The organism is Actinomadura sp. KC06 (assembly GCF_004348735.1).
In the GTDB taxonomy this organism is placed as follows: Bacteria; Actinomycetota; Actinomycetes; order Streptosporangiales; family Streptosporangiaceae; genus Spirillospora.
In genome coordinates, this window is record NZ_SMKT01000153.1 from 1 (window position 1) to 21417 (window position 21417).

A 21417-nucleotide genomic window follows, 5' to 3' on the forward strand; every position below is an offset into this window, starting at 1 on the left:
TGGTCGGGGGCGGGGTCGGCGGGATGGTCGCCGCGCTGCTGCTGGCGCGCAACGGGCATGAGATCCGGTTGTTCGAGCGGCTCGACCGGCTCGGCGGGAAGCTGGCCGAGCACGAGCGTGAAGGGTTCGTGTTTTCGCTCGGCCCGTCGCTGCTCACCATGCCCGGGCTGTTCAGGGACCTGGGGGTCGGCTGCGCGATGGTGGAGCCGGAGGAGCTGTGCCGTTGCCGATTCGCCGATGGGTCGTGGCTGCGCGCGTTCCGCGATCCGGGTCGGATGGAGGAGCAGGTGGAGTTGCTGGCCCCGGGCCAGGGGGCGGCGTGGCTGGCCTTCTACTGCTGGGCGCGGGACTGCTTGGCGGCGTCGCGGCGGACGTTCTTCGCCGGGCCGCTGGGCCGTCCGCCCGAGCAGGCCCGGATCGGTGACCTGCTCGCCGTCGCGCCGGGCCGGACGCTGGACGGGCTGGCGCGGCGCTTCTTCGGGGATCCGCGGTTGCGCCAGTACGTCGGCCGGTACGCGACCTATGCGGGGTCGGACCCGTACCGGGCGCCGGCCGCGCTGGGCTGCGTCCCGGCGATCGAGCACGGTGAGGGCGGCTGGTACGTGCCGGGCGGGCTGGCGCGGATCGCCGCGGATCTCGCCGGGCTGCTGGCGGCGGCGGGGGTCGAGGTCCGCACCGGCGCCGAGGTGACCGAGGTGATCGCCGACCGTGTGGCGGTGTCCGGCGTGCGGCTGGCCTCGGGGGAGCGGGTGGCGGCGGACGCCGTGGTCGTCAATGCCGACGCGGCGGCGTTGTACGGCCGGTTGCTACCCGATCGGCGCAGGCTGCGCCGGATCGCTGGCCTCGGCCTGTCGTCGTCGGTGCTGTTGCTGCTGGCCGGTGTGGAGGGCAGGACGCCGGGGTTACCGCACCATTCCGTCGTCTTCTCGGCCGACTACCGGCAGGAATTCGACGACATTTTCCGGCACCGGAAACCGGCGCAGGACCCCACCGTCTACATCGGTTGCTCGGCGGTGGACGACCCGACGCAGGCGCCCGCGGGGGCGGAGAACTGGGTGATGCTGGTCAACGTCCCCGCCCGGGATCCGAGCCGGTGGCCGATGTCCGTCGAGTCCTATCGGGACCTGGTCCTGGAGCTGCTGGCGCGGCGCGGGCACGATCTGTCGGGGCGGCTGCGGTTCGTGGAGACCTTCACACCGGCGGATCTGCGGGACCGGTACGGAGCGTGGGGCGGGGCGATCTACGGCAGCGCCTACCGGGGCCGGTTCGCGCCGTTCCGCAGGCCCGGTAACCGGGGGCCGCGGCGTGGTCTGTACCTGGTGGGCGGGTCGGCGCATCCGGGTGGCGGGCTTCCGCTGGTCGCCATGGGCGGGCGGATCGTCGCGTCCCTGGTCGAGGAGGATTTCACCAAGGTCCGCGTCCGCGCGGGAAGGGTGTGGAGGTGATGAGGCCGCTGACCGTGGCGCAGGCGGTCGCCGCCGCGGCCGTGGCCATGCGGCTGGCGCGCGGACGGGACCGGCCCGCGCCGCTGCAGCCGGGCTCGTCCGGGCCCGCAGGGGAGCCGGTGTCGGTGGTGATCCCGGCGCGTGACGAGGAGTCTCGCATCGAGGGTTGTGTCGCGCCGTTGCTCGCCGACCCGGCGGTGGGCGAGGTGATCGTCGTGGACGACGAGTCCCGGGACGGAACCGCCGAGCTGGCCGGGCGGCTGGGCGCCACGGTCGTCGCCGGTGCGCCACTGCCGGACGGGTGGGTCGGCAAGCAGTGGGCCTTGCATCAGGGTGTGCGTGCGGCGGTCGGGCCGGTCGTGGTCCTGCTGGACGCCGACACGCGCCCCAAGGCGGGGTTGTGCGCGGAGTTGGCGGCGCTGCTGGACGCCTATGACCTGGTGAGCGCGGGGCCTCGGTTCGTCTGCGGCGGTCCCGTCGAGCAGGCTCTGCACGCGTCATTGCTGGCGACGCTCGTTTACCGATTCGGTCCCATCGGGCCGTCGGCCACGTCCGCGGACCGGCTGCTGGTCAACGGCCAGTGCCTGGCGTTCCGCAAAGCGCGGATGGTCGAGGTGGACGGGTTCGCGCGGGTCCGCCGCCACCTGACCGACGATGTGGCGCTCGGGCGTTCCCTAGCCCGGGACGGGTGGCGGGTCGCCTTCCGGGACGCGGGCGCCCTGCTGGAGGTGGACATGCACGAGTCGGTCGCCGACGTGTGGCGCCAGTGGGGCCGGTCGATCTCGCTGCGGGACGTGACCTCGGCGGCCCGGCAGGCCGGTGACCTGGGCGTGGTCTGGCTGACCACCGCGCTGCCCGTCCTGCGGCTGGCGGCAGGGCGTCCGGGCCCGCTCGACCTGGCCTTGCTGGCCCAGCGGTTCCTTCTCCTGGTCGCGCTGCGGAAAAGCTACGTGCGTCCGGGCGTGGGCCTTGTGGTGTCTCCGTTGCTGGACGTGGTCGCGGCCGTCCGTCTGACGTGGTCGGCGCTGCTGCCCACGCGGACCTGGCGCGGCCGTCACTACGGCTGCGCGGCGGTCAGGCCCGGCGGTCGGCCAGGGCGGCCTGTCCGAAGCGCAGCCCGATGAGGCACATCAACGCTCCGGTGCCGGCGACCTGCTCGACCGGTGTGAAGAGCAGTTGTAGCGCCGGCAGGGAGAACACCGCCAGGCGGGTGCCCCACGCGAACGAACGGAAGGCCAGTGCGCCCACGACGAGCAGGGCGACGCCGAGTGCGAACGCCGGCGGGCAGATCACGGCGAACCCGCCGGCGAACGCGAGGATCGAGCGTCCGCCTCGCCGTCCGGCGAACAGCGGCCAGGCGTGGCCGATCATCGCCGCGGCCACGGCCGCGTACACCGGCAGGACGCTCGCGCCGGCCGCCGATCCGAGCGTGCCCGTCTCGGCCCCGCTCACCAGCAGCCCGGCCAGCCCGGCCAGCGTCCCCTTGAGCATGTCGCCGGCGAAGACGGGCACGGCGGCCTTCCAGCCGAGCTGTTCCATCATGTTCCAGAAACCGGGGTTGCGGTCGCCGACGTCGCGCGGGTCGAAGCCGTGGCCGCGTGCGACGAGCACCGCGACCGGCACCGAGCCGAGCAGGTAGCCGCCGATGACCGCCACGAGCACGGGGATCATCGCCTCGTTTCACCTCATCAGATATGCGGGCCTGGACGCCATGCGGCACATGGCGTTCGACCGTCCGGTGCTGCGCGGCACCGGCGGGCTGCGGTTCTGGCGGCTCCTGGGCACGGGGCGGGGCCGGTCCATGAGCCTGGGCGCCGACCTGCGCCGCTGGGCGCTGTTCGCGGTGTGGGACGGCGAGCAGGCGCTGGAGCGTTTCCTGGAGCGCTCGCCGGTGGCGGCGCGCTGGCGCGACGAGGCCGAGGAGTCCTGGCACGTCCGCCTTGTCCCGCTGACGTCCCGCGGCGGCTGGGGTGGGGACGACCCGCTCGCCGGGGCGGCGGCGCGCCCGGCCGCGCCGCCGCACGGGCCGGTGGCCGTGCTGACCAGGGCGTCGATCCGCCCCCGGCGGCTGGTCGCGTTCTACCGCTCGGTCCCGCACGTGGACCGCCTGCTCCACCGCCAGGAGGGCTGCATCGCCTCGATCGGTGCGGGCGAGTGGCCGCTGGCCCGGCAGGCGACGTTCTCGCTGTGGGACGACGAGCCGGCCATCGGCCGCTTCGCCCATGACGGGGCCGCGCACCGCGACGTCATCGGACGCGTCCGCCGCGAACGCTGGTACAGCGAGGAGCTCTTCGCGCGTTTCATCCCGTTCGGGAGCCAGGGCGCCTGGGACGGCCACGATCCGCTGCGCCCCGGGCGGGCATGACCGGTTCACGTGACCCGCCCCGCCGCGCGATGACCGTTCACCGGGGCAGGCGCCTCCCCTGCGGCCAGATCGCGCGCCACCACGCACGCACGCGCGATGGCGGCCGCGCTCGACGAGCCGTGCGCGACCACGACCGTCCCGGCCAGCCCCAGAAGCGCGGCACCCCCGTGGGTGTCGGCCGCGTACAGCCGCGCGACTTCCTCCAGCGGCCCGGCGTCGGTGATCCCGGCGCGGGCCGCCAAGCCCAGGACGGTGCGGACGCAGCCCTCGATGTTCTTCAGCACGATGTTCCCGGTGAACCCGTCGGTCACGACCACGTCGACGGTTCCCGCCAGGACGTCGTGTCCCTCGACGTTGCCGCGGAAACGGACCGGCAGGTCCGGGAGCAGCCGGGCGGCGTCCCGGACGAGCCGGTTGCCCTTGCCCGGCTCGGAACCGATGGACAGCAGGCCGACCGCCGGGTCGCGGACGCCGAGGACGTCGCGCGCGTAGGCGGCGCCCAGCGTCGCGAACTGCGCGAGCATCTCCGCCGTCGGGTCGGCGGTCCCGCCCGCGTCGACCAGCACGGTGGACCCGGACATGCCCGGAAGCGCCACGGCCAGCGCCGGACGCCGCACACCCTCACGCCGCCCGAAAGTCCGGACCGCGGACGCCACCACCGCCCCAGTGGACCCGGCCGAGACGAACGGCAGTCCCTCACGTCTGGCCAGTTCACAGCCCACCATCAGGCTCGACGCCCGTCGGGACGCGGTGCGTCCGCCCCGTTCGGTCATGGGGACGACGTCGTCGGCATGCTGGACGTCCACCTCATCCAGGCTGCCGTGCCGCCGCAGCCGCTGGTGGATCTCATCGGCCCGCCCCACAAGGGTCACCGGCACTCCGTACTCGCGATACGCCGCCAGCGCTGCCGGCACCGTCTCGGCCGGCCCGTGGTCGCCGCCCATCGCGTCCAACACGACCCGGTCCCGTCCGCCAGCCATGTCAGACTGTCCCGGCGGGGACGCGCCGTTCTGCCCGGCCGGCGGCGGACGCCGCCAGCAGGTGCCGCGCGTAGATCGCGGCGCGCCGCCGGCGGGGCACCCGGGCTCGCGCGGTCAGCACGTCGTGGTCGGCAGCGGCAATCTGGCCCAGGATGCCGCCGTACAGCTCGTACGCGGCGCGGATGCAAGGACGAGAGGACGGTGTCAGCAGCCTCACGCCTTCCAAGGCGCGGCGGTAGTGGCTGCGGGCCCGGTCGGCTTCGAAGGCCACGAGTCCGCGCACCGCCCGGGTGCAGACGCCGCGGGCAAGGTCGGTCTCGGACACGCCGAACTTGGCCAGGTCATCTAGAGGCAGGTAGATGCGGTCCCGCTCTAGGTCTTCGGCGACGTCCCGGATGAAGTTGGTGAGCTGGAACGCGCGCCCCAGTTCCCGGGCGGGCTCCCGCGCGGCCTGTTCGGCGCCCGGCACGGTCTCCAGGACGGGCAGCATCATCAGTCCGATGGCGGCGGCTGACCCTTCCATGTAGGCGAGCAGGTCTTCGTAGGTGGCGTAGCGGGTCACGGTCAGGTCGCTGCGCATCGAGGCTAGGAACGCGTCGATGTCCGCGCGTTCGACGCCGAAGGAGCGCACGGTGTGCACGAACGCGGGCAGCACCGGGTCGTTCACCGGTTCGCCCGCCGTGGCGGCGTCCAGCCGGCGGGTCACGGCGTCGAGCGCCGCGGCCCTTGCCGCCGCGTCGGCGGGACCGCACTCGTCGACGATGTCGTCGACGTGGCGGGCGAACCCGTACAGCGCGTGCACATGCCGGCGCTTCCACGCCGGAAGCAGCAGCGTGGCCAGGTAGAACGAGCGTCCGTGCCGGGCGTTGAGGCGGCGGCAGCGCTCGTAGCTCGTGGTCAGCGTCATCGGCTGTCCTCCAGGATCCGCGCGGCGGCGAGCCGCCCGGAGATCAGGACGGGTGGGACGCCCACTCCGGGCGCGGTGTGCATCCCCGCGAAGTGCAGGCCGGGGACGCGGCGGCTGCGGCCCGACGGCCGGAACCACCCCGTCTGGCGGAAGCGGTGGTCCAGCGCGAAGGGCGTGCCCGCCGAATGGCCGAGACGGGCCCACGCCGGTGGGTCGAACGTCGTGCGCGGCGCCGCCCTCAGGTCCCCGTAGCCGAGGTCGGCCAGGCGGGCGAGCAGGCGTTCCTCCAGCCGCGGGCCGAGCTGGTCCCAGTCGGCTCCGCTGGCCAGGTTGGGAACCGGCTCCAGGGCGCTCAAGGTCGAGCGACCTGCGGGCGCGGCGGTGCCGCCGGGTTCTGGGCAGGTGACCAGCAGGCTCGGGTCGGGCTGCGGCCGTCCGGCCGCCAAGGCGTCGAACGTGCCGGCCCACTGGCGCCCGAAATGGAGGGTGTGATGCGCACGCCCGGAGGGCCGCCCGCTGATCCCGAAATGCATGACCAGGCAGGACGGCGAGTACCGCGGTCTGCGGAGCCGCCAGTCGCCTGCCGCCTCGGGCAGGAGACCGGCGTGCGCCCGCGGCAGGTCGCAGGCGACGACGACATGGCTCGCGGGCAGCCGCTCACCGCCGTCCAGCCGGACCGCCGTCACGCCGGACCCGCCTGCCTCGACCCGTCGGGCGCAAACGCCGTATCTGATCGAGGCGCCGGCCTTCTCGGCCACGGTCGCCATCGCGCGCGGAATGGCGTGCATGCCGCCGCTGGACGGGTAGTACACGCCGCCGACGGTGTCCATGTGCGCGATGACGGCATAGATGGCGAGTGCTTTGTGCGGAGGCAGCCCCGCGTACAGAGCCTGGAAGGTGTGCGCCTTGATGAGCCGCTCGTCGGTCAGCTGAGCGGCCACGTAGCGGTCCAGCCGCCGGAACCCGCCCGCCGCCGCCAGTTTGATCAACGCGTAGGGACGCACCATGCCGCGCAGCCGGGTCATGTCCGTGTCGATGAACGACGACCATTCCGCCTCGAACATCTTCCCGAGCCGCCGCCGGAACCGCAGGTACCGCGCCGCCTCCGCCGGGCCGCACAGGTCCCGGACGTTCCCGGCCATCCGCTGCGCGCCCGCCACGACGTCCAGGCTGGACCCGTCATGGAAGGCCAGCCGGTAGTACGGGTCCAGACGCCGCAGCGGCAGCACGGTCTCCAGGTCCTCGCCCGCGGCGCCGAACGTTTCGGCGAGGACCTCCGGCATCGTCAGCACCGAGGGGCCGGTGTCGAACCGGTAGGGACCGGCATGCGCCGACCCGCAGCACCCGCCCGGCTCGTCCCGTGCCTCGACCACCACCACCTCACGGCCCCGCGCCGCCAGGTGGATCGCCGCGGACAGGCCGCCCAGACCGGCCCCGACCACGACGACCGGATGCCGCGCCGCCATCAGCGCCGCCCGCACTGACCATCGTCCCATGCCGCACGATGTCGGGAACGCACTGTTTCTCCATTGCTGTCCGTTCGGGTTCTGTACAGTCCCTCGGGACCTGGCGGCCAGCCGAGAACGACATCGCCGCGTCCCTGCCTGCTCGCCCCTAGGGGCCGGCCGATTTCGTGCGTTCGCCAGCGTTTGCGCTGCGCCGGGTCCGCGAGCCGGCGCTCAGCGCGCGCACCACCTCGTTGCGGAGCGATCCCACCGGCGGACGCGCGAGACCACCGGGAGCAGGCGTGAGGGTCCCCACCCGCAGACTCGGCAACGGGCTGAAAACCGGAACCGGCACGATGATCCGCTGTCTGAGCCCGGCCACGGCGGCGTAGTGTCGCATGATGCCGCCGCAAGTGAGGACGTCCGGGCCGAGCCGGTCATGCACCGCACCCGGTGACCGGCGTCCAGCAATTCCGGCACCAGTCGGCCGCCGGCGCCGGTCACCAAGCACAGCCGGTGACCCGCGGCCCTCGCACCCACCACCTGACGAGTTCACGTTACGGCTATCACATCGCCGCCGAGCGTGCCGCCTGACCGGCGCTCCTTTCATCCGGCTCGCCGCGCTCTCCGGAAGTCCCCATGATTTGGTCGCTCTTCTCCTCCATCCGCAAAGCGACACCCATGGCAAAGAACGTCGGCGCCCACTCGCCGACGAAGATGCCCCACCTGTCGGCGCGTTCCAGGCCCGCGTCCTCGAGCCGGTTGGACGCGGCCCAGGAGGCGAACGCCAACGCGATAGAGCCGATGCCCGCCGTGTACATGAGGCTGGACCGTACGCCCCACCTGTGCAGTGTGTTAATCATCATTCCCCCTCCGGTCGGCTGCCCCGTACCCGGCGTCGATGCGCGCATGCCGACTTGGGTGGGTTTGACCCTCGCGCATTGATGCCATTGACCAGGCAGCGACGGTGGTCAGGTAAGACCCACATGACGGGCATGGTGACCGGAATCGTCGAACCGCCCATTGGGACGTCTCCGGCGAGATGACCCCAAAGCTGCCGCACCCGGTTTTCGCCGGTGTGCCGCTGGACGGGAGCTGGGATTTCCAGCCGGTTTCTTGCATCTGATCTAGCGGCCTTTCGCGCGGCACCGGCGCCGTCCCCGCACGAGGGATGAGGGGAGGTACCGGCACGGTCGGTTGGCCCGCTGTCGGCGGGAAAAGTGTCACTCGACACCGCGGTCCGGCAGATCACCGATGAGGGAGTGGAGACGACCCCCACTGAGACGATCCGCGATGCCTCCGCCCTTCCGGCTGCGTTGCCCAGTGCGGCTGCGCGCCGGGCGATACATCTGCGGCGACCACGCGACATCGGGTCTGTCCAGGGCGTGCTGGCACGTGTTGGCCGAATGCCGAGCAATGACAGCGGACGGAGCCCCGTGTGGTCGGTGATGTCACCGTCGTGAGCCGGTCGTTGAAGTGGCGCAGGCTGGGCGCCAGTCGATACCGAGGTCGCAGAAATGAGGAGATGGGGAGCCGTACGCGGTTGTGACCACTCCGCCGGAGGCGGTCACCGCGTCCAGTTCCACTCTCACGTTGTCCTGAACTTGCAGAATTTTGGCGTCTTTGTGGTGTCGAGCGGCTACCCTACGCTCGCCGGATCAGTTTCGACCGAGTTTCGAAACGGTTTTCCAGGGCAGGTCGGAAAGTCTATGACACTCGGACAGCGACTCAGGCAGGGCGACGAGACGGCCCTGGAGGAGTGCTACGCCATGCTCGGACCCCTGGTCCGCCGCCATGTCATCCGGCTGGTGCCCGGCCATGTGGTGGACGACGTCGTCCAGCTCGTCTTCCTGGAAGTGTGGCGGTCACGCCGGCGGTTCGACTCGGCACGCGGCCTGGAACCATGGGTCCTGGCCATCGCCCGCAACCGCGCCATCGACCAACTGCGCGCCGAGGCACGTCACTATCGGAGAGCTGTGCCGTTGGACGTCGCCGCCAGAGTGGCCGACGCCACTCCCGCCGTGGACGCGGTTTGCGACGTCCGCAGGGCGCTGGCCAACCTGCCGGCCCCGCAGCGGCAGGCCATCATGCTGGCCCACTACGGTCAGCTGACGCAACGGGAGATCGCCGACCGGCTGGCCGTCCCGCTCGGCACCGTCAAAGCACGCACGGCCCGCGGACTGCGCCGGATGAGGCACCTGCTGTGATCACCGCGTATCCGCGTCCCCGGCTCGCGGTCTCCAACTGCCTGCTCGGTGCCCACGTCCACCACAACGGTTGCCACGGCCGCGACCGATTCCTCACCGACCTGCTCGCACCCTCGTCGACTGGGTAGTCCTTCGTCTGGAGATCGTGGGCGCGAGAACAGCGACGAGTTTCAGCACCGTTGGTGCCGCCGCTCGCCGCGAGAAGCCTTCACCGCTATGACTCCGGTTCTGGCTCAGCCGGTACGGAGGGCTGGCGAGTGAGCCGCCGCGCTGCCATTGGAGATGAATTCCCCCGATTGGCCCTGGAGCTGCTCGAACTTGGCCTGGCCGTGCTGATGGCGCAGGCACTGGAAATCGGAACCGACATGTCCGCGCTACGGGACCGGGATCCTTAGTTGGCCGACCGGTTCGAGTGGCTCAGCACGCGGTTGGAAAACGACGATGGCGAACAGCCGGACAGCCGTCGGGCATTGGTCGACGAACTGGAGACGGTCATTGCAGCCGTTCGCGCGCTGCCGGGCATGGATCGTTTCCTGCTGCCGCCCAGGGCCGCGGATGCTTCAGGCCCGCGCAGACCAGCGCGCCGTCCTGGAGCGACTCCGGAAGGCGGCGGTTGGCGACATGTTCCGCGAGGCGGGAGCCGCGGAGTCCGCTGCCCACAGGGCGCAATGAAGGCGACGAGCCGGGCCGCTCTTTCGCGGTGCGGGGGAGCAGGTACGTCCGGCGGTTGACGGCGCGTGATCCCGCAGTGCTGGCACGCGGTCAGGGCCTGTTCAACGTGGTGGGCGGGGCGTGGCCTTTGGCCAGCATGCGGAGTTTTGAATGGGTCTTCGGCCCCAAGCAGGACAAGTGGCTTCAGCAGACCGTGGCCGGTCTGCTGATATCGGCGGGCTGGGCCCAGCTACGCGCAAGCGCCTCGCCGGACGGCCTCGGCCATGCCCGCCGGATCGGCCTCGGCGCGGCCGCGACGCTCCTGATCATCGACCTCGTTCACGTCGCCCGAGAACCGCTTCGGTAAACCTATCTGCTGGACGGGATCATGGAGGCGACCTGGATCGTCGCCTGGCTCCGATCGGAGAGTACCGTCCGCAGACGCCGCGACCGGAGAACAAGCTCGGTCGGCTTCAATCGACCGGCGATCCATGGTCGAGGTCTACGTCCGGCGGACTTTGTGCTCGCGGTGCGCGATCGACTCGGTCAGCGTCCGCGCGAGCACAAAGGAACTGACGCCCCAAGTCCCGTCGGTCACGGCGAGTCTGTCGAAGAACAACCCCCTGAGTCCCCACTGACGATCGGAGCATCAGCCTGTGATACGCGCCGTAAAGGCCCTGGCGCTTCCCTCCCGGTATGAAGAACCGGGCTCAGTGCCCCTAGAAGAGGGTCCTCGCCGCAGCGATTCGTTGATCCCGTCCGAGAACCGTGGGTAGGGGGCAGCATGGGGGCGCCTGACATGGTGGAGGTCGCGAACACGCGCTCGGCGTACCGGCGGGTGACGCGGTGCCGGGTGGCGAGGAAGTCGACGATCTTGGCGAACGTCTCCGGCGAGACCAGGTCGCGCGGGTCGTGGGGCGGCCTTGGTCGCCCCGGTCGCTGAGGTGATCGACCAGGCTAAGACGATGTCTCCCGCTTGAGCCACTCCAGGTACGCCGCCGCGCCGCCGTCGATCCGCGTGTACGTCACCTCGGGGTTGTCCCATGGATGGTGCTCGATGAGGTGCGCCTCCAGGTCGGCGTAGCGGGCGCTCGTCGTGCGCAGGAAGACCTGCCACTCATCGCCGGTCCCCACCTTGCCGAGGTGCCAGAACGCCGACCCGGCCGGTCCCAGCACCTGGCCGGACGCCGCGAGTCTCGCGCCGACCGCGGAGCGGATGAGCGCCATGCCGGCCTCACGGTCGTCGGTGGTGGTGGAGACCTGCAGGTAGTCGGTCATGCGGCCGACCCTACCCACCTGCGTGGACGATGAGGACCTTGGATGACCGACGACCTCAAGCCCGGAAAGTTCCCCGAGATCACCCGGTTCGTCGGCGTCCAGGCACCTCGGCCTGAAGGCCAGCCGAGCGCGCACTTCCTCTTCCGGACCAACCAGCTCCCGCCGGTGGACATCGCGTCCGCCGGCGCGAAGGTCACGCAGCTCGGGGATGTGGTTGTACAGCGTGCCCCGGGGAGACGCCCAGCAGTTTGGCGATGGAGGTGATGGAGTGCTCGGGGTTGGGGAGCATGTTCGGGACCGACCGCAGCGCCATGACGGCGGCGGCGAGGACGAGCGCGACCGGCAGCACGAAAAAGCCACCGCCAGGTCGCCAGGTCGACCAGCACGGCCGAGAGGAACATCCCCAGGGTGCCGCCACCGCCGGCGATTCCGGTCCACACGCCGATCGCCTTGGAACGCTCCTGGTCGGGAAAGGTCGAGGTGATGACGGCAAGGGTGACCGGCATGATCATCGCCGCGCCACGCCGCTGAGCAACCGTGCGACGAGCATGACCTCGGTCGAGGTGGCGAGGCCGGCCGCCGCGCTGACCACCGCGAAGACGGCCAGGCCGGTGAGCAGCACCGGCCTGCGGCCCCACCGGTCGCCGATCGCGCCGAGCGGCAGGAGCAGTGCCGCCAGGCTGATGGCGTAGATGCTGATGATCCACAAGACGGTGCCTTGTGAGGCGTCGAACTCGACGGCGAGCTCCGGCTGGGCGACGTCAGCCCGGTCACCGAGGCGATGACGGCCATCAGGGCGATGCAGACCGCGACGAGGATGGCGCGACGTTGGGGTGGGTCTTGGACGGTCGGGCCCGGGGCTGCCCCGTGTGCGGGCGGGTGAGTGCTCATGACGTCCTTTCCAGAAGGCAGGAGGTACCGGCGCCGGAGCGGAGGCTCGGACGCTGGTGGCGGCGTTGTTGCCGCCGGTGCTGGTGGTGAGGCGGTCAGTCGCGCCGGGTGGCGCGCACGACGACGTCGTGAAGAGGGACCTCTCGGCCGCCGTGGCCGACGAGCGTGCGGTGCCGCTCTTCGGCGGTGACGATCTCCCACTCGGTGTCGTCCAAGCGCGCCGTGACGGCCGCGGCGGTGGCTGACGCCTCGGCGGGAGGCTTGTGATCGTGGCTGTGGCTGTGGGGGTCACCGACGCCCGCGGTGCTGTGGGTGTCCAGGTGCCCGACGATCAGCAGAGTGCCGCCGGACGCCACCCACCGGGCGATGCGGTCGTAGAACTCCAACTGCGGCATCGCTGGGTGGGCGTAGTGGGTCATGACCAGGTCGAACCGCGTGCCCGGATCCCAGACACTCAGGTCGGACTCGACCCACCGCACGCGCTGGGAGGCGCCGCTCGTCGGCGCACGGCCGGCCGCGCGGGCCAGCGCTTCGGCGGAGATGTCGACCGCGGTAACCTGCCAGCCGTGCGCGGCGAGCCAGATTGCCTCGGCACCCTCGCCGCACCCCGTATTCAGCGCCGTGCCCGGCGTCAGGCCGCTGACCTCACGAGCCTGGTACGGGTTCGGCGAACCCCCTCCATGGATCCGGGACCGTCTGTCCGGGCCTGTCCCCAGCGCCGCTCCCAATACGCCTTGTCGAAGCCGTGCGCCATCGGTCGTCCTTCCTGCTCGCGATGATCTCGCTGCCCTGGCCGGTGACCTTGTCGGGGCCGCCTACCGGGAGCGCCGCCGGGCTCACCCGCGCCGACAGATCGCACCACCTCCGCGGACGCGTTCCGCGGGCGTCCCTGATGGTGTCGACAGCAAATGCGGATGCGCAAACGTTGTTGCCAAATGGCAAAGGGAGGAATGGACGAGGCCATTGATCGCACTCTTGACGCTGTCGGACCAAGGTTGAGACGCCTTCGGCAGCATCGCGGCGTCACGCTTGCCGAGCTCGCGGAGGAGACCGGTATCTCCGTCAGCGCACTGTCGCGGCTGGAAGCGCGCCGGCGACGGCCCACGCTTGAGTAACTGCTTCCGCTCGCTCGCGCCCACGGGGTCTCACTCGTCGAGCTCGTCGATGCGCCGCCGACCGGCGGTCCCCGCATCAACCTGCGTCCCATCCCCTGCGGCGACGGCTCGGTCATCCTGCCGCTGACCCGCAGGCCCGGAGGAATCCAGGCCTACAAGTTCGTCCTCCCGGCCGGAAGCGACGACTCCGAGCCCGACCTGCGCACCCACGAGGGCTACGACTGGGTCTATGTCCCCAACGGAACGCTCCACTTCGTACTCGGGGAACACGACCTCATCCTCAAACCTGGGGAGGCCGCGGAGTTCGACACACGCACCCTGCACTGGTTCGGGGCCACCAGCGCCGGTGCCGTCGAGTACCTGAGCCTCATCGGCAAACAAGGCGAACGCGCGCACGTCCGGGCAGGACCGAGACAAGGCTCGGGCGAGTAGCAGGGCAAGTACCCCACGAGAACCCGCCCCCCGACTTCTATGGCGAACCCACCGGCCAGCCTAGCGCTCGTACTCGGCGACCTGAGCGAAATTCGCTTCGGCGTATGGTCGAGCCGCACCCGACCCTTCCCGACGCCTTGGTATCGCCGATCTGCTTCGAGCACACCAACTTCCTGGGCCGCTACGCCGTCACCTGCGCCGTCCTGGCCACCGGGCTGCCGGCCCTTGCACGATCCCGCAGCGACGGTCGCCTCGCTGGCCTCCGCACGGCCCGCACCAGGCCAGCCGATGCCCTTCTCCGCCACGCTGCCGCACGGCAGCGCGACGTCCTGTCGGTGCCTTGGCCACTACGTTACCCGCCCTCCCGACGAGGCCCAGGAGACGAGGATCCGTGTGCTGGTCAGCTGCGGAAGATGAAGTCGCGCGCGACGATGTACATCGTCCAGATGGCCAGTTTCACGATCTCCAGAATCGTGCGAAGTCTCCAGTACTGGGTGGGCGGCCTCTTATCCTCGGGGTCGGTGTGGCCGGAGCTGCTGCTCATGTAAATCTACTCCTTCTGTAACTGACTTCACCCTCCTACACTGGTGTATCCGTAAATGTATTTGTCCGTCGAGCCGGATGGACGTTCGCCGACGTGAGGTGCGGACAATTGGCGATGTCCATAGGATGTCTGAGGTGGTGGAGTGGGCGGCAAAGCCGGACGCAAGTGGGGCAGCCTGCGCGGGGAGTACGCGGAGATATGCGAGCTGGCCAAAGTGTTGCGGGACATCGCCGACGGGCGCGGGGTCACTGTCCGGGCTCTGGCAGAGGTGATGCCGTACGCGCGTGCGACGATCGCACAGAATCTCAACGGTTCTAGAAGACCGTCGTGGGATTTCGTCTCGGCTTTCCTGAACGCTTGCGCAGGACGTGACGATCACAGTCGGCTGGTCCTGGAAGGCAGGGTCCGGCCGTTGTGGGAGGCGGCGGATCCCGCACACGCGCAGCCGCTGGCCGAGGTGACGGTGTCTTCGGGCCGGGATCCGCTCGCCGTGGTTCCCGCCGAACTCCGTGGTTGGGTCGCGGCATTGCGCGACGCGGCAGAAACCCAATCGGCTGTGGATCGGGTGGATCTGTCGATTGCCCGCCATGAAGATCTCACTCGTGGGCTAACAGAGATGCTGGGCAGGCTGACCCAGGCCACCGAGTTGCTCACCGATGAGCGGAACGCTCTGCGGCAGGACCTGGTCACCAGCGCCGGGTTGGTCGACGAACTGGCGCGTACTCGTATCCAGCTTGCCGACACCCAGCGGCGACTGGCGGCGACTGAGCGGCTACAGGCCGAAACGGCCCGGAGGCTGGACGAGGCGTTGCGACAGCGTGACGAGGGTGACCGTCTGATGCGCGAAGCCCTCTTTCGTGCGGATCACGCCTGGCGGCGGTTGTCCGATCTGGAGCAGCGTGCGGAATCCCGGCCCCAGACACTACGGGGCGACCGGGGGGCGATGGATGGTTCGGTAGCCGCGCTGATGGGTCAGGAAGACCAGGAGCTTGCCTCGGAGGTCCTGCGCCGCGTGGACGGAATGCTCGATCAAGAGGGTGCCGCCCTCGGGGAGGTACGCGAGTTCTTCCAGCATCCGACGTCGGCGACGACGGAGTTGTCCTTCGGACAACGCGTGGACAACGCCAGGACCGGTGAGGCGGGACAAGTACACGGCAGTATCGCGGACCGGCTAGACGATCTGAGGGTCGGTGGTTCACTGGATCTCGATCAGAGTGCCCGTGGATTGGTCGAAGCGCTCGTCCCGCATTTTTGTACGACGGCCTCGGTTCTGGTGTTGGAGAGCTTGCTCACTGCCGACGTGGCGACCACACCAATCGAGGACTCGGCCGTGATGCGCCGGATGGCGATCGCCTGTGAGGACGGTGCCTGGCGAGCTGTGTTCCCCGTCGGCGAGGTCCTGATCTATCCAAAAGGGACTCCGCAGCGAGAGTGCGTCGACACTGCCCGAATCCTGCACCTGCCCACCATCGAGGCCACGAAGGCCACCGCCATCGCCCGTGCTTGGAGGCGCTCTCAGGTAGCGGAGTTGCTGACCGAGGCGTCGATGGTGTTGCTGCCTCTAGTCGTGAACAGCACCTTGATCGGTCTCATCGCATGCGTCCGCACGCGAAGGGTCCGGCGCTTTGACGGCTACGACGTCGAGGCCGGTAGACAGTTCGCGGATCGGGCCGCAATCATCATCGACAACGCGCGGATGATCGCTCGGGAACGCACCACTGCCCTGGCGCTGCAACGTAGCCTGCTACCCACTCGACTGAGCGCCCCCGACGCGGTGGAAGTCCGCCACCGTTATCTACCCAGCAGCAAACTGATCGGGGTCGGAGGCGACTGGTACGACTCCATCGCGCTCCCAGGGGCCCGTGTGGTCTTCATCATCGGCGACGTGGCCGGGCACGGGGTTAGGGCCGCGATCACCATGGGGCGGTTGCGCGCTTCGCTGCAAACCCTGGCTCATCTGGAGTACCCACCGGCTGAGGCTCTTCGTGAGGTGAACGAGCTGATGATCGATCTTGGTGAGCGGGAACCGCATTTCGCCACCTGTCTCTACGCCATCTATGACGCGGTCAATAGCGCACTGCAGATCGCCTCGTGCGGCCATCTTCCTCCGCTGTTGATAACTCCGGACGGTAACAGCGGTTATCTAGAAGTGCCGCTGGCGGCTCCACTCGGCGTGGTGGACGAGATGGAGATCAAGAATTACGAAATACAGGTCGACGAGAACAGCATCTTCGTCCTCTACACCAATGGTTTGGTCAACGAGAGTGGTCGCGACATTAGCGATGGCCTAACTTGGCTGCGTGATCACTTCGAGGCCAAAGCGCAGGTTCAGGGGATTGGCGACCTGGCCACGGACATCCTGGGAGGGATCAATCCGAGTCTACGTCGCGACGATATCGCGGCCCTTATCGCTCGGCTGGGTCGGCTCGCCGAAAACCGGCGGGTGTCATGGATCTTGGCAGAGAGTTCTGTCGACGTGCCCAGCGTCCAGCGGCTGGTGCGCAACCAACTGCGGGAGTGGGATCTCGACGAGATTTCCGCGACCACAGAGCAACTGGCCGTGGAACTTGTCACCAACAGCTTGAGGTTCGCGTCCGGTCCGCTGAAGTTACAACTGCTGTACGAGCGCGTACTGACCTGCGAGGTGCACGACTCCTCCCCGGCCTTGCCTCAGCTCGCAGGTGATAAGGGATCCGGCCACGGCTGGCCATTGGTCGTTCGCCTCGCACATCGTTGGGGCACCCGCCCTACCACTGCAGGCAGAGTTGTCTGGTTCGAGTTGCCGCTGCCGAAATAGCCGAGGGCTCCAGCGTCGACCGCGGTGCCCACTCCCTCGATCTTTTGTCCCGGCGGCGAGCAGCGTGGCCGCGATCGCTACCGACCGGGAGCGCACCGCCTTGGATGAAAGCAGGACCACCACCCCCGCTGCCTGCCGGACACGATGATCTCCTGATGCCGTGGCCCACGCGGAGTTGGCAGATCATGTCGACCCGGCCGTCGCCGAGTTGCGCGGTGGAAAACGGGCCGCGGGCAGTGATCGATTACGCCCATGGCACTTCCAGCCGACGGCCCCGCTATGGGAAATCCGTGGGACGATCATGAAGGTTAAGCTATCTCAGCCTGGGGAGGCTGGGCAACTGCCGAGAAAGGTGCGGGAGATGAGCCGCGCGGCGGCCCTTTTACACAGCCAGGACTCCCTCACCTTGAGCATCCGTGCCGCTTCCGCGGGGGTATGGAGCTGCACGTGAATAACTCTGGGCTCGCTACGCCATTGCTACGCCATTGAGGCTTACATAAGGATCCATGGTTTGTTCTTACTCGACAGCGATTGCTACAAATATTGCCGCGCGGCGGCAAATACCAGGCGGTCGACAGTTCGCGAGACACCGCTGCCGCTGCCGCAATCGCGACATCTACTCGAATGGTCAGCAAGCGCGTCGGCGACGGGGGGTGGCGATGCCCGCTAGTCGGTCACACCGCGGGGCGCCGCCAGCGGCCGGGTGCTGTCCACCATGCCGGGTTCAGCCCGTCCGCCGGGGCCGAATCCCCTCTGGCGCCCCACCTGCGAATGGGACGGTGGGTGAGGGCACACGGCCACCCCGCCGGCCAGCCTGGAGAGTGAGGACGGAGTGAACTGGGCGTGGCCGGCTTGCGGGGCCAGCCAAGAAAGGTGAATTCGTCTGCTGGTGTGCCCCGGTGCCGGGCCGCCATGATCGCTGTGGCCTGCCGACGCCCTCGAATGACGCCGAACTCAGCGGAGATCATCCAGCGGGCCGGGGCGCGTACCAGTTTAGAATCCGCCGTTCGGCATGGTCCCGCATGCGCCTCGCTTCGACGACGGCACCCAGCACCGGCCCGACCGGCAAGGCGGCGAAACACAACGCGGCGAGCTCACAAACCGGCCAAGGCCGCCCACCGGACCCCACGCGGTCAGCACAAGGCCAGCGGCGTCGGGGAGAGCGGCTTGTACGTCCTGACGATCCCTCTGAGCGGGTCAGGATGTTCCGACAGGCCCGTCCTTCCACATGAGGCCACGACTCTCCGAGCGAACTCCTCTGACATACATGGAGTTGCGGTACACAATGGTCTCGGCCCGCTTGGCTAGCGAGGAACTCCCGGTAGGTGCGATGGAACTCCAGTTCAGGCTCGTCGGCGATGTCCCTCGGGCGGACGTTTCCTCGCTCCATCGGTGGCTGGAGCGTGATGAAGAGGTGCGTCGGTCAGCCGTCGTGTCGCTGGCCGACGCGAGGTCCCGGCCTGACGACATGGGCGGCGTGGCGGACATCATTACCGTGATCTTTGCCGACGCGGGAGCCGTCGCAGGTATCGGAAGCCTTGTGATCGCCTACCGGTCCTGGCGTGAGAACTGCGGCCAGGGTGGGATGAGCCTGGTCATCGAGCAGGACGGGCAGCGGGTCACCTTGACCGGTGGTTCGGAGGAGGAACTCCGGCAGGTGCTCGAAACCTTCGCCCGGCTCAAGAACGGCCATGATGGTTCCCGGGCTTCCTGACCCGAACCGATCGCGCGTGGTCCTCGTCGGCACCGGCACCTACACTGCTGGCCTGAAGGACATTCCGGCAACGGCCCGCAATGTCGGTCGAATAAAGGAACTGCTCTGCGATCCCGAGCTTTGGGGCCTGCGGGCGGAACACTGCATCAGCTTGGTGGATGAGGACGATCCGCGAACCGTCACCCGTGCGCTGCGTGAGGCCGCGGCAGCCGCCGAAGACGTCCTGCTCTTCTACTACGCGGGGCACGGCCTCGTGCCGCCGGACTCGGACCAATTCTGTCTTGCGGTCACGGGCTCTACACATCAGTACACCGACCAAGCACGGCTCGCACCGCCCCTGGTCGAGGAGGCCGCCAAAAATCCCGATGGGTCCGACCGGTGCAACCACCGCCTCGCGGATGGCTGGATGCCGGGTCAAGGCCGCCTCGACCTCGCCGACTTCGATCCGGACCCCGCGGATGTTGACTTGATCGTCGTTGACGCGGCCTTGGAAGTGCAGGTCGCCTTGCGCGTCGAGAGAGACGAGATCGCCGGTCCGATACCACCGGCCCGGCAGGTCGGACAGCGCACCGAACACCTTGTCGGTGTCGGCCTGGCGACCGTGATAGCCTGAGGCGAGTCCTCGACCACTGATGAAGATCTCCCCGGTGTCGCCTGGGGCGGTGGGGATGCCGTCGGGACCGCGCATGGCGATGCGGACGCCGTCGATAGGACGCCCGATCGCGGGGATTCCCTTGGCGGGCGGTTCAGTAACCGGGTGCCAGGTGGTGACGACGGTAGCCTCGGCTGGTCCATAGTGGTTGACGATCTGCCAGGTACGTGGGATCCGGCGCAGCCGTAGCCGGTCGCCGCCGGTCAGGAGGGTCAGACAGGCGACTGCGTCGTCTTGGTCAAGATCGACGATCATCTCAGCGATCGGAGTGGGAGCGAACAGAAGGTTGATCGCATGCTGCCGGGCGAAGTCGACGATCGACACCGGGGACAATCGGATCCCTTGCGGGGCGATCACGAGCGTCCCGCCCGCGCACAGGCTCGGCCATATCTCCCAGACGGCCGCGTCGAAGCCTGGATTGGCGGTCTGCAACTGCCGGATTCCAGGTCCGGACGCGTAGGTCCGATTGTGCCAGGAGACCAGATTGGTCAGCCCGCCGTGCGGGACGACCACTCCCTTGGGGACGCCGGTAGAGCCCGAGGTGCGTACCACGTAGGCGACCGGCCCCGTGACGGGATCCGCCAGGTCATGGCCGTGGAGCGCCGAAGGGGGGAGGGCGGTCACCGCGGCGCCTTCCGGTGCGGCTCCAACGAGCGTACTGATCTTGGTGTCGTGGAGGAAGGCCAGTGCCCGGCGAGACGGCTCATTCGGGTCGAGCGGAAGGTAGGGGCGGCTGGCCAGCATCGCGGCGAGCGCCACGATGATGAGGTCACGACCCGGCGGGACGCGGACAGCGACCGGTGAACCCGGTGGGCCGCACGCGCCGAGGACCCTGGCGCCACTCAGTGCCTGTCCGACCAGGTCCCGATAGGAGAGGGCGCCCATATCGTCCTCGACGGCCACTAGTTCGGGTGCGCGTGCGGCCTGCCGGAGCACCTGAGTTGGGATGTTCATCTGTTTTTCTCCTGCACTCGCTGTTCGAGGACCGCGGCGCCGAGCAGGGCCGCTATCCGTGTCGCGCCAGCTTCGGTGAGCAGTCCCCAGTGGCCGCCCTCCATCCCCAGGACGTCGACTCCTTCGGGGTAGAGGCCCGCGAGCCGCCGCTGGAGCCGATGACGTCCGCGCGATGATAGATTCGCCCGGAGGATCACCGTGGGAACCTCGAGCGGACGCGCCCGGTAGCGCAGCAATGCCAGCAGGCCGGCGACGGCGGCCCGTGCCTCACCCTGATTTCCGGGCGGTCGGCTCCTCCGCTCCAACGCGTGGCCTCGTGCGGCCCACGCCCATGCGCGCAGTTGCGGGAGCACGGCGGCCAGATGGGCCGGCGACAGCGCCGTCGCCCGCTGCCACGCCGGATGGCCGTCGATGCAGAACAGCAATGCGGGAGAACGCTCGGCACGGTGGGCGAGTTCGTGGGCGACGATCGCGCCCATCGACCATCCGGCCAGGACGTAAGGCCTATCGGCAACGGCCGCCAACTCACCACGGTAGTGCTCTGCGTACTCAGCCACCGTCCGCGGCCGTCGGGGACCGGGCCGGGGTGGCGCGAATCCGTAGCAGGTCCATCCGTCGAGTTGGTCGGCGATAGGGAGATAGGCCATGGGTCCGCCGGTCAGGGCGGGGACGAAGCAGACCGGCAGAGTTCGCTCGCCTTGGCGTAGCAGCACCGGTCCGCTGGCCGTGGCTTTGCTCGCCTCCAACACACGCCGGACCAGGTTGGCGAAGGTCGGGTCAGCGGCCAGCGCGCGTACGGGAACACTCGCGCCGAGGCGTTCCTGAACGCGCCCGGCCAGATGGACGAGCCCGAGCGAATCACCGCCGAGACCGACGAAGTCATCACTTTCCGACACTGTGTTGCGCTTCCCCTCGTAGCGTGGAGACCTGAACCAGAGAGATGGTTGGGTCGTGGGAGACAAGAGACGCCGGTTCGATCCGGAGTTCCGTGAAGGAGCGGTGCGGATCGTCAAGGAGACCGGCAAGCCCGTCGCGCAGGT

The 21417-nt window shown here is 69.3% G+C and carries 19 protein-coding genes and 1 pseudogene; 8 read left to right on the top strand and 12 right to left on the bottom strand.

From position 1 onward, the window contains the following. Together crtI (E1287_RS33800) and E1287_RS33805 are read left to right on the top strand one after the other, a co-directional pair. Window positions 1-1445: phytoene desaturase family protein (gene crtI / locus E1287_RS33800; protein WP_131969347.1), on the top strand; the 1445-nt coding region annotated here is incomplete at its 5' end. Further along, window positions 1445-2569 (top strand): glycosyltransferase family 2 protein, encoded by a 1125-nt coding sequence (locus E1287_RS33805; protein WP_131969348.1) that lies wholly within the window; start codon window positions 1445-1447, stop codon window positions 2567-2569. The genes crtI (E1287_RS33800) and E1287_RS33805, both read left to right, overlap by 1 nt. Here the strand turns inward: E1287_RS33805 and E1287_RS33810 are convergent. After that, on the bottom strand, window positions 2520-3116 hold the full coding sequence (locus tag E1287_RS33810) for a glycerol-3-phosphate acyltransferase (protein ID WP_131969349.1): 597 nt from the start codon (window positions 3114-3116) through the stop codon (window positions 2520-2522). The genes E1287_RS33805 and E1287_RS33810 overlap by 50 nt on opposite strands. Between E1287_RS33810 and E1287_RS33815 the strand changes: the two genes are divergently transcribed. Next, the gene (locus E1287_RS33815) at window positions 3091-3810 is read left to right on the top strand and encodes a spheroidene monooxygenase (protein ID WP_243719613.1); all 720 of its coding nucleotides are present in this window, start codon (window positions 3091-3093) and stop codon (window positions 3808-3810) included. The genes E1287_RS33810 and E1287_RS33815 overlap by 26 nt on opposite strands. A 5-nt stretch (window positions 3811-3815) precedes the next feature. Here the strand turns inward: E1287_RS33815 and E1287_RS33820 are convergent, their stop codons facing one another. The 4 genes from E1287_RS33820 to E1287_RS33835 form a co-directional block, all read right to left on the bottom strand. Next, complete coding sequence (locus E1287_RS33820) at window positions 3816-4790, bottom strand: phosphate acyltransferase PlsX (protein WP_131969350.1); 975 nt, start codon at window positions 4788-4790, stop codon at window positions 3816-3818. 1 nt (window position 4791) lies between these two features. Next, window positions 4792-5697: a phytoene/squalene synthase family protein gene (locus tag E1287_RS33825; protein WP_131969351.1), complete on the bottom strand. Its 906-nt coding sequence runs from the start codon at window positions 5695-5697 to the stop codon at window positions 4792-4794. Then, window positions 5694-7193 carry a phytoene desaturase family protein gene (crtI, locus tag E1287_RS33830; RefSeq protein WP_243719614.1) on the bottom strand — a complete coding sequence of 500 codons (1500 nt, stop codon included), beginning with the start codon at window positions 7191-7193 and terminating at the stop codon, window positions 5694-5696. Before crtI (E1287_RS33830) ends, E1287_RS33825 begins: the two co-directional genes overlap by 4 nt. Before the next feature lie 515 nt (window positions 7194-7708). Further along, a complete protein-coding gene (locus tag E1287_RS33835; protein WP_243719615.1) occupies window positions 7709-7963 on the bottom strand; it encodes a hypothetical protein in 255 nt (84 codons plus the stop codon). 888 nt (window positions 7964-8851) lie between these two features. On the opposite strand from E1287_RS33835, the gene E1287_RS33840 reads away from it, so the two are divergent. Both E1287_RS33840 and E1287_RS33845 read left to right on the top strand, forming a co-directional pair. Next, complete coding sequence (locus tag E1287_RS33840; protein ID WP_131969352.1) at window positions 8852-9349, top strand: RNA polymerase sigma factor; 498 nt, start codon at window positions 8852-8854, stop codon at window positions 9347-9349. 727 nt (window positions 9350-10076) lie between these two features. Continuing rightward, complete coding sequence (locus tag E1287_RS33845) at window positions 10077-10367, top strand: hypothetical protein (protein ID WP_131969353.1); 291 nt, start codon at window positions 10077-10079, stop codon at window positions 10365-10367. A 590-nt stretch (window positions 10368-10957) separates the two neighbouring features. Here E1287_RS33845 and cutA read toward each other — a convergent pair. The 4 genes from cutA to E1287_RS33860 form a co-directional block, all read right to left on the bottom strand. Then, window positions 10958-11278 carry a divalent-cation tolerance protein CutA gene (gene cutA / locus E1287_RS33850; RefSeq protein ID WP_131969360.1) on the bottom strand — a complete coding sequence of 107 codons (321 nt, stop codon included), beginning with the start codon at window positions 11276-11278 and terminating at the stop codon, window positions 10958-10960. A gap of 193 nt (window positions 11279-11471) precedes the next feature. Beyond that, window positions 11472-11627 (bottom strand): hypothetical protein, encoded by a 156-nt coding sequence (locus tag E1287_RS46020; RefSeq protein WP_243719616.1) that lies wholly within the window; start codon window positions 11625-11627, stop codon window positions 11472-11474. A gap of 159 nt (window positions 11628-11786) precedes the next feature. Continuing rightward, a complete protein-coding gene (locus tag E1287_RS44175; RefSeq protein WP_279507904.1) occupies window positions 11787-12083 on the bottom strand; it encodes an MFS transporter in 297 nt (98 codons plus the stop codon). A 181-nt stretch (window positions 12084-12264) separates the two neighbouring features. After that, window positions 12265-12897, bottom strand: coding sequence for a class I SAM-dependent methyltransferase (locus tag E1287_RS33860; RefSeq protein WP_165969325.1), 633 nt, complete (start codon window positions 12895-12897; stop codon window positions 12265-12267). A 222-nt stretch (window positions 12898-13119) separates the two neighbouring features. Here E1287_RS33860 and E1287_RS33865 point away from each other — a divergent pair. Then, window positions 13120-13716, top strand: a pseudogene (locus E1287_RS33865) (XRE family transcriptional regulator). Window positions 13717-14116: 400 nt separating this feature from the next. Here the strand turns inward: E1287_RS33865 and E1287_RS44180 are convergent. After that, complete coding sequence (locus tag E1287_RS44180; protein ID WP_165969326.1) at window positions 14117-14260, bottom strand: hypothetical protein; 144 nt, start codon at window positions 14258-14260, stop codon at window positions 14117-14119. A gap of 142 nt (window positions 14261-14402) precedes the next feature. Here E1287_RS44180 and E1287_RS33870 point away from each other — a divergent pair, with 142 nt between their 5' ends. Further along, entirely contained in the window at window positions 14403-17057 is a 2655-nt protein-coding gene (locus tag E1287_RS33870; RefSeq protein ID WP_131969354.1) for a SpoIIE family protein phosphatase, read from the top strand. 1330 nt (window positions 17058-18387) lie between these two features. After that, window positions 18388-18771 carry a hypothetical protein gene (locus tag E1287_RS33875; RefSeq protein WP_131969355.1) on the top strand — a complete coding sequence of 128 codons (384 nt, stop codon included), beginning with the start codon at window positions 18388-18390 and terminating at the stop codon, window positions 18769-18771. Here the strand turns inward: E1287_RS33875 and E1287_RS33880 are convergent. Both E1287_RS33880 and E1287_RS33885 read right to left on the bottom strand, forming a co-directional pair. Then, entirely contained in the window at window positions 18737-20377 is a 1641-nt protein-coding gene (locus tag E1287_RS33880) for an AMP-binding protein (RefSeq protein ID WP_131969356.1), read from the bottom strand. The two genes, E1287_RS33875 and E1287_RS33880, sit on opposite strands and share 35 nt — an antisense overlap. Beyond that, window positions 20374-21273, bottom strand: coding sequence for a thioesterase domain-containing protein (locus E1287_RS33885; protein ID WP_165969327.1), 900 nt, complete (start codon window positions 21271-21273; stop codon window positions 20374-20376). Before E1287_RS33885 ends, E1287_RS33880 begins: the two co-directional genes overlap by 4 nt. Window positions 21274-21417: the final 144 nt, after the last annotated feature.

Coding starts and splice junctions, on each gene's coding strand:
- E1287_RS33805 (WP_131969348.1), top strand. CDS start 1,445: ATGAGGCCGCTGACCGTGGCGCAGGCGGTCGCCGCCGCGGCCGTGGCC.
- E1287_RS33815 (WP_243719613.1), top strand. CDS start 3,091: ATGACCGCCACGAGCACGGGGATCATCGCCTCGTTTCACCTCATCAGA.
- E1287_RS33810 (WP_131969349.1), bottom strand. CDS start 3,116: ATGATCCCCGTGCTCGTGGCGGTCATCGGCGGCTACCTGCTCGGCTCG.
- E1287_RS33820 (WP_131969350.1), bottom strand. CDS start 4,790: ATGGCTGGCGGACGGGACCGGGTCGTGTTGGACGCGATGGGCGGCGAC.
- E1287_RS33825 (WP_131969351.1), bottom strand. CDS start 5,697: ATGACGCTGACCACGAGCTACGAGCGCTGCCGCCGCCTCAACGCCCGG.
- crtI (WP_243719614.1), bottom strand. CDS start 7,193: ATGGGACGATGGTCAGTGCGGGCGGCGCTGATGGCGGCGCGGCATCCG.
- E1287_RS33835 (WP_243719615.1), bottom strand. CDS start 7,963: ATGTACACGGCGGGCATCGGCTCTATCGCGTTGGCGTTCGCCTCCTGG.
- E1287_RS33840 (WP_131969352.1), top strand. CDS start 8,852: ATGACACTCGGACAGCGACTCAGGCAGGGCGACGAGACGGCCCTGGAG.
- cutA (WP_131969360.1), bottom strand. CDS start 11,278: ATGACCGACTACCTGCAGGTCTCCACCACCACCGACGACCGTGAGGCC.
- E1287_RS44180 (WP_165969326.1), bottom strand. CDS start 14,260: ATGAGCAGCAGCTCCGGCCACACCGACCCCGAGGATAAGAGGCCGCCC.
- E1287_RS33875 (WP_131969355.1), top strand. CDS start 18,388: ATGGAACTCCAGTTCAGGCTCGTCGGCGATGTCCCTCGGGCGGACGTT.
- E1287_RS33880 (WP_131969356.1), bottom strand. CDS start 20,377: ATGAACATCCCAACTCAGGTGCTCCGGCAGGCCGCACGCGCACCCGAA.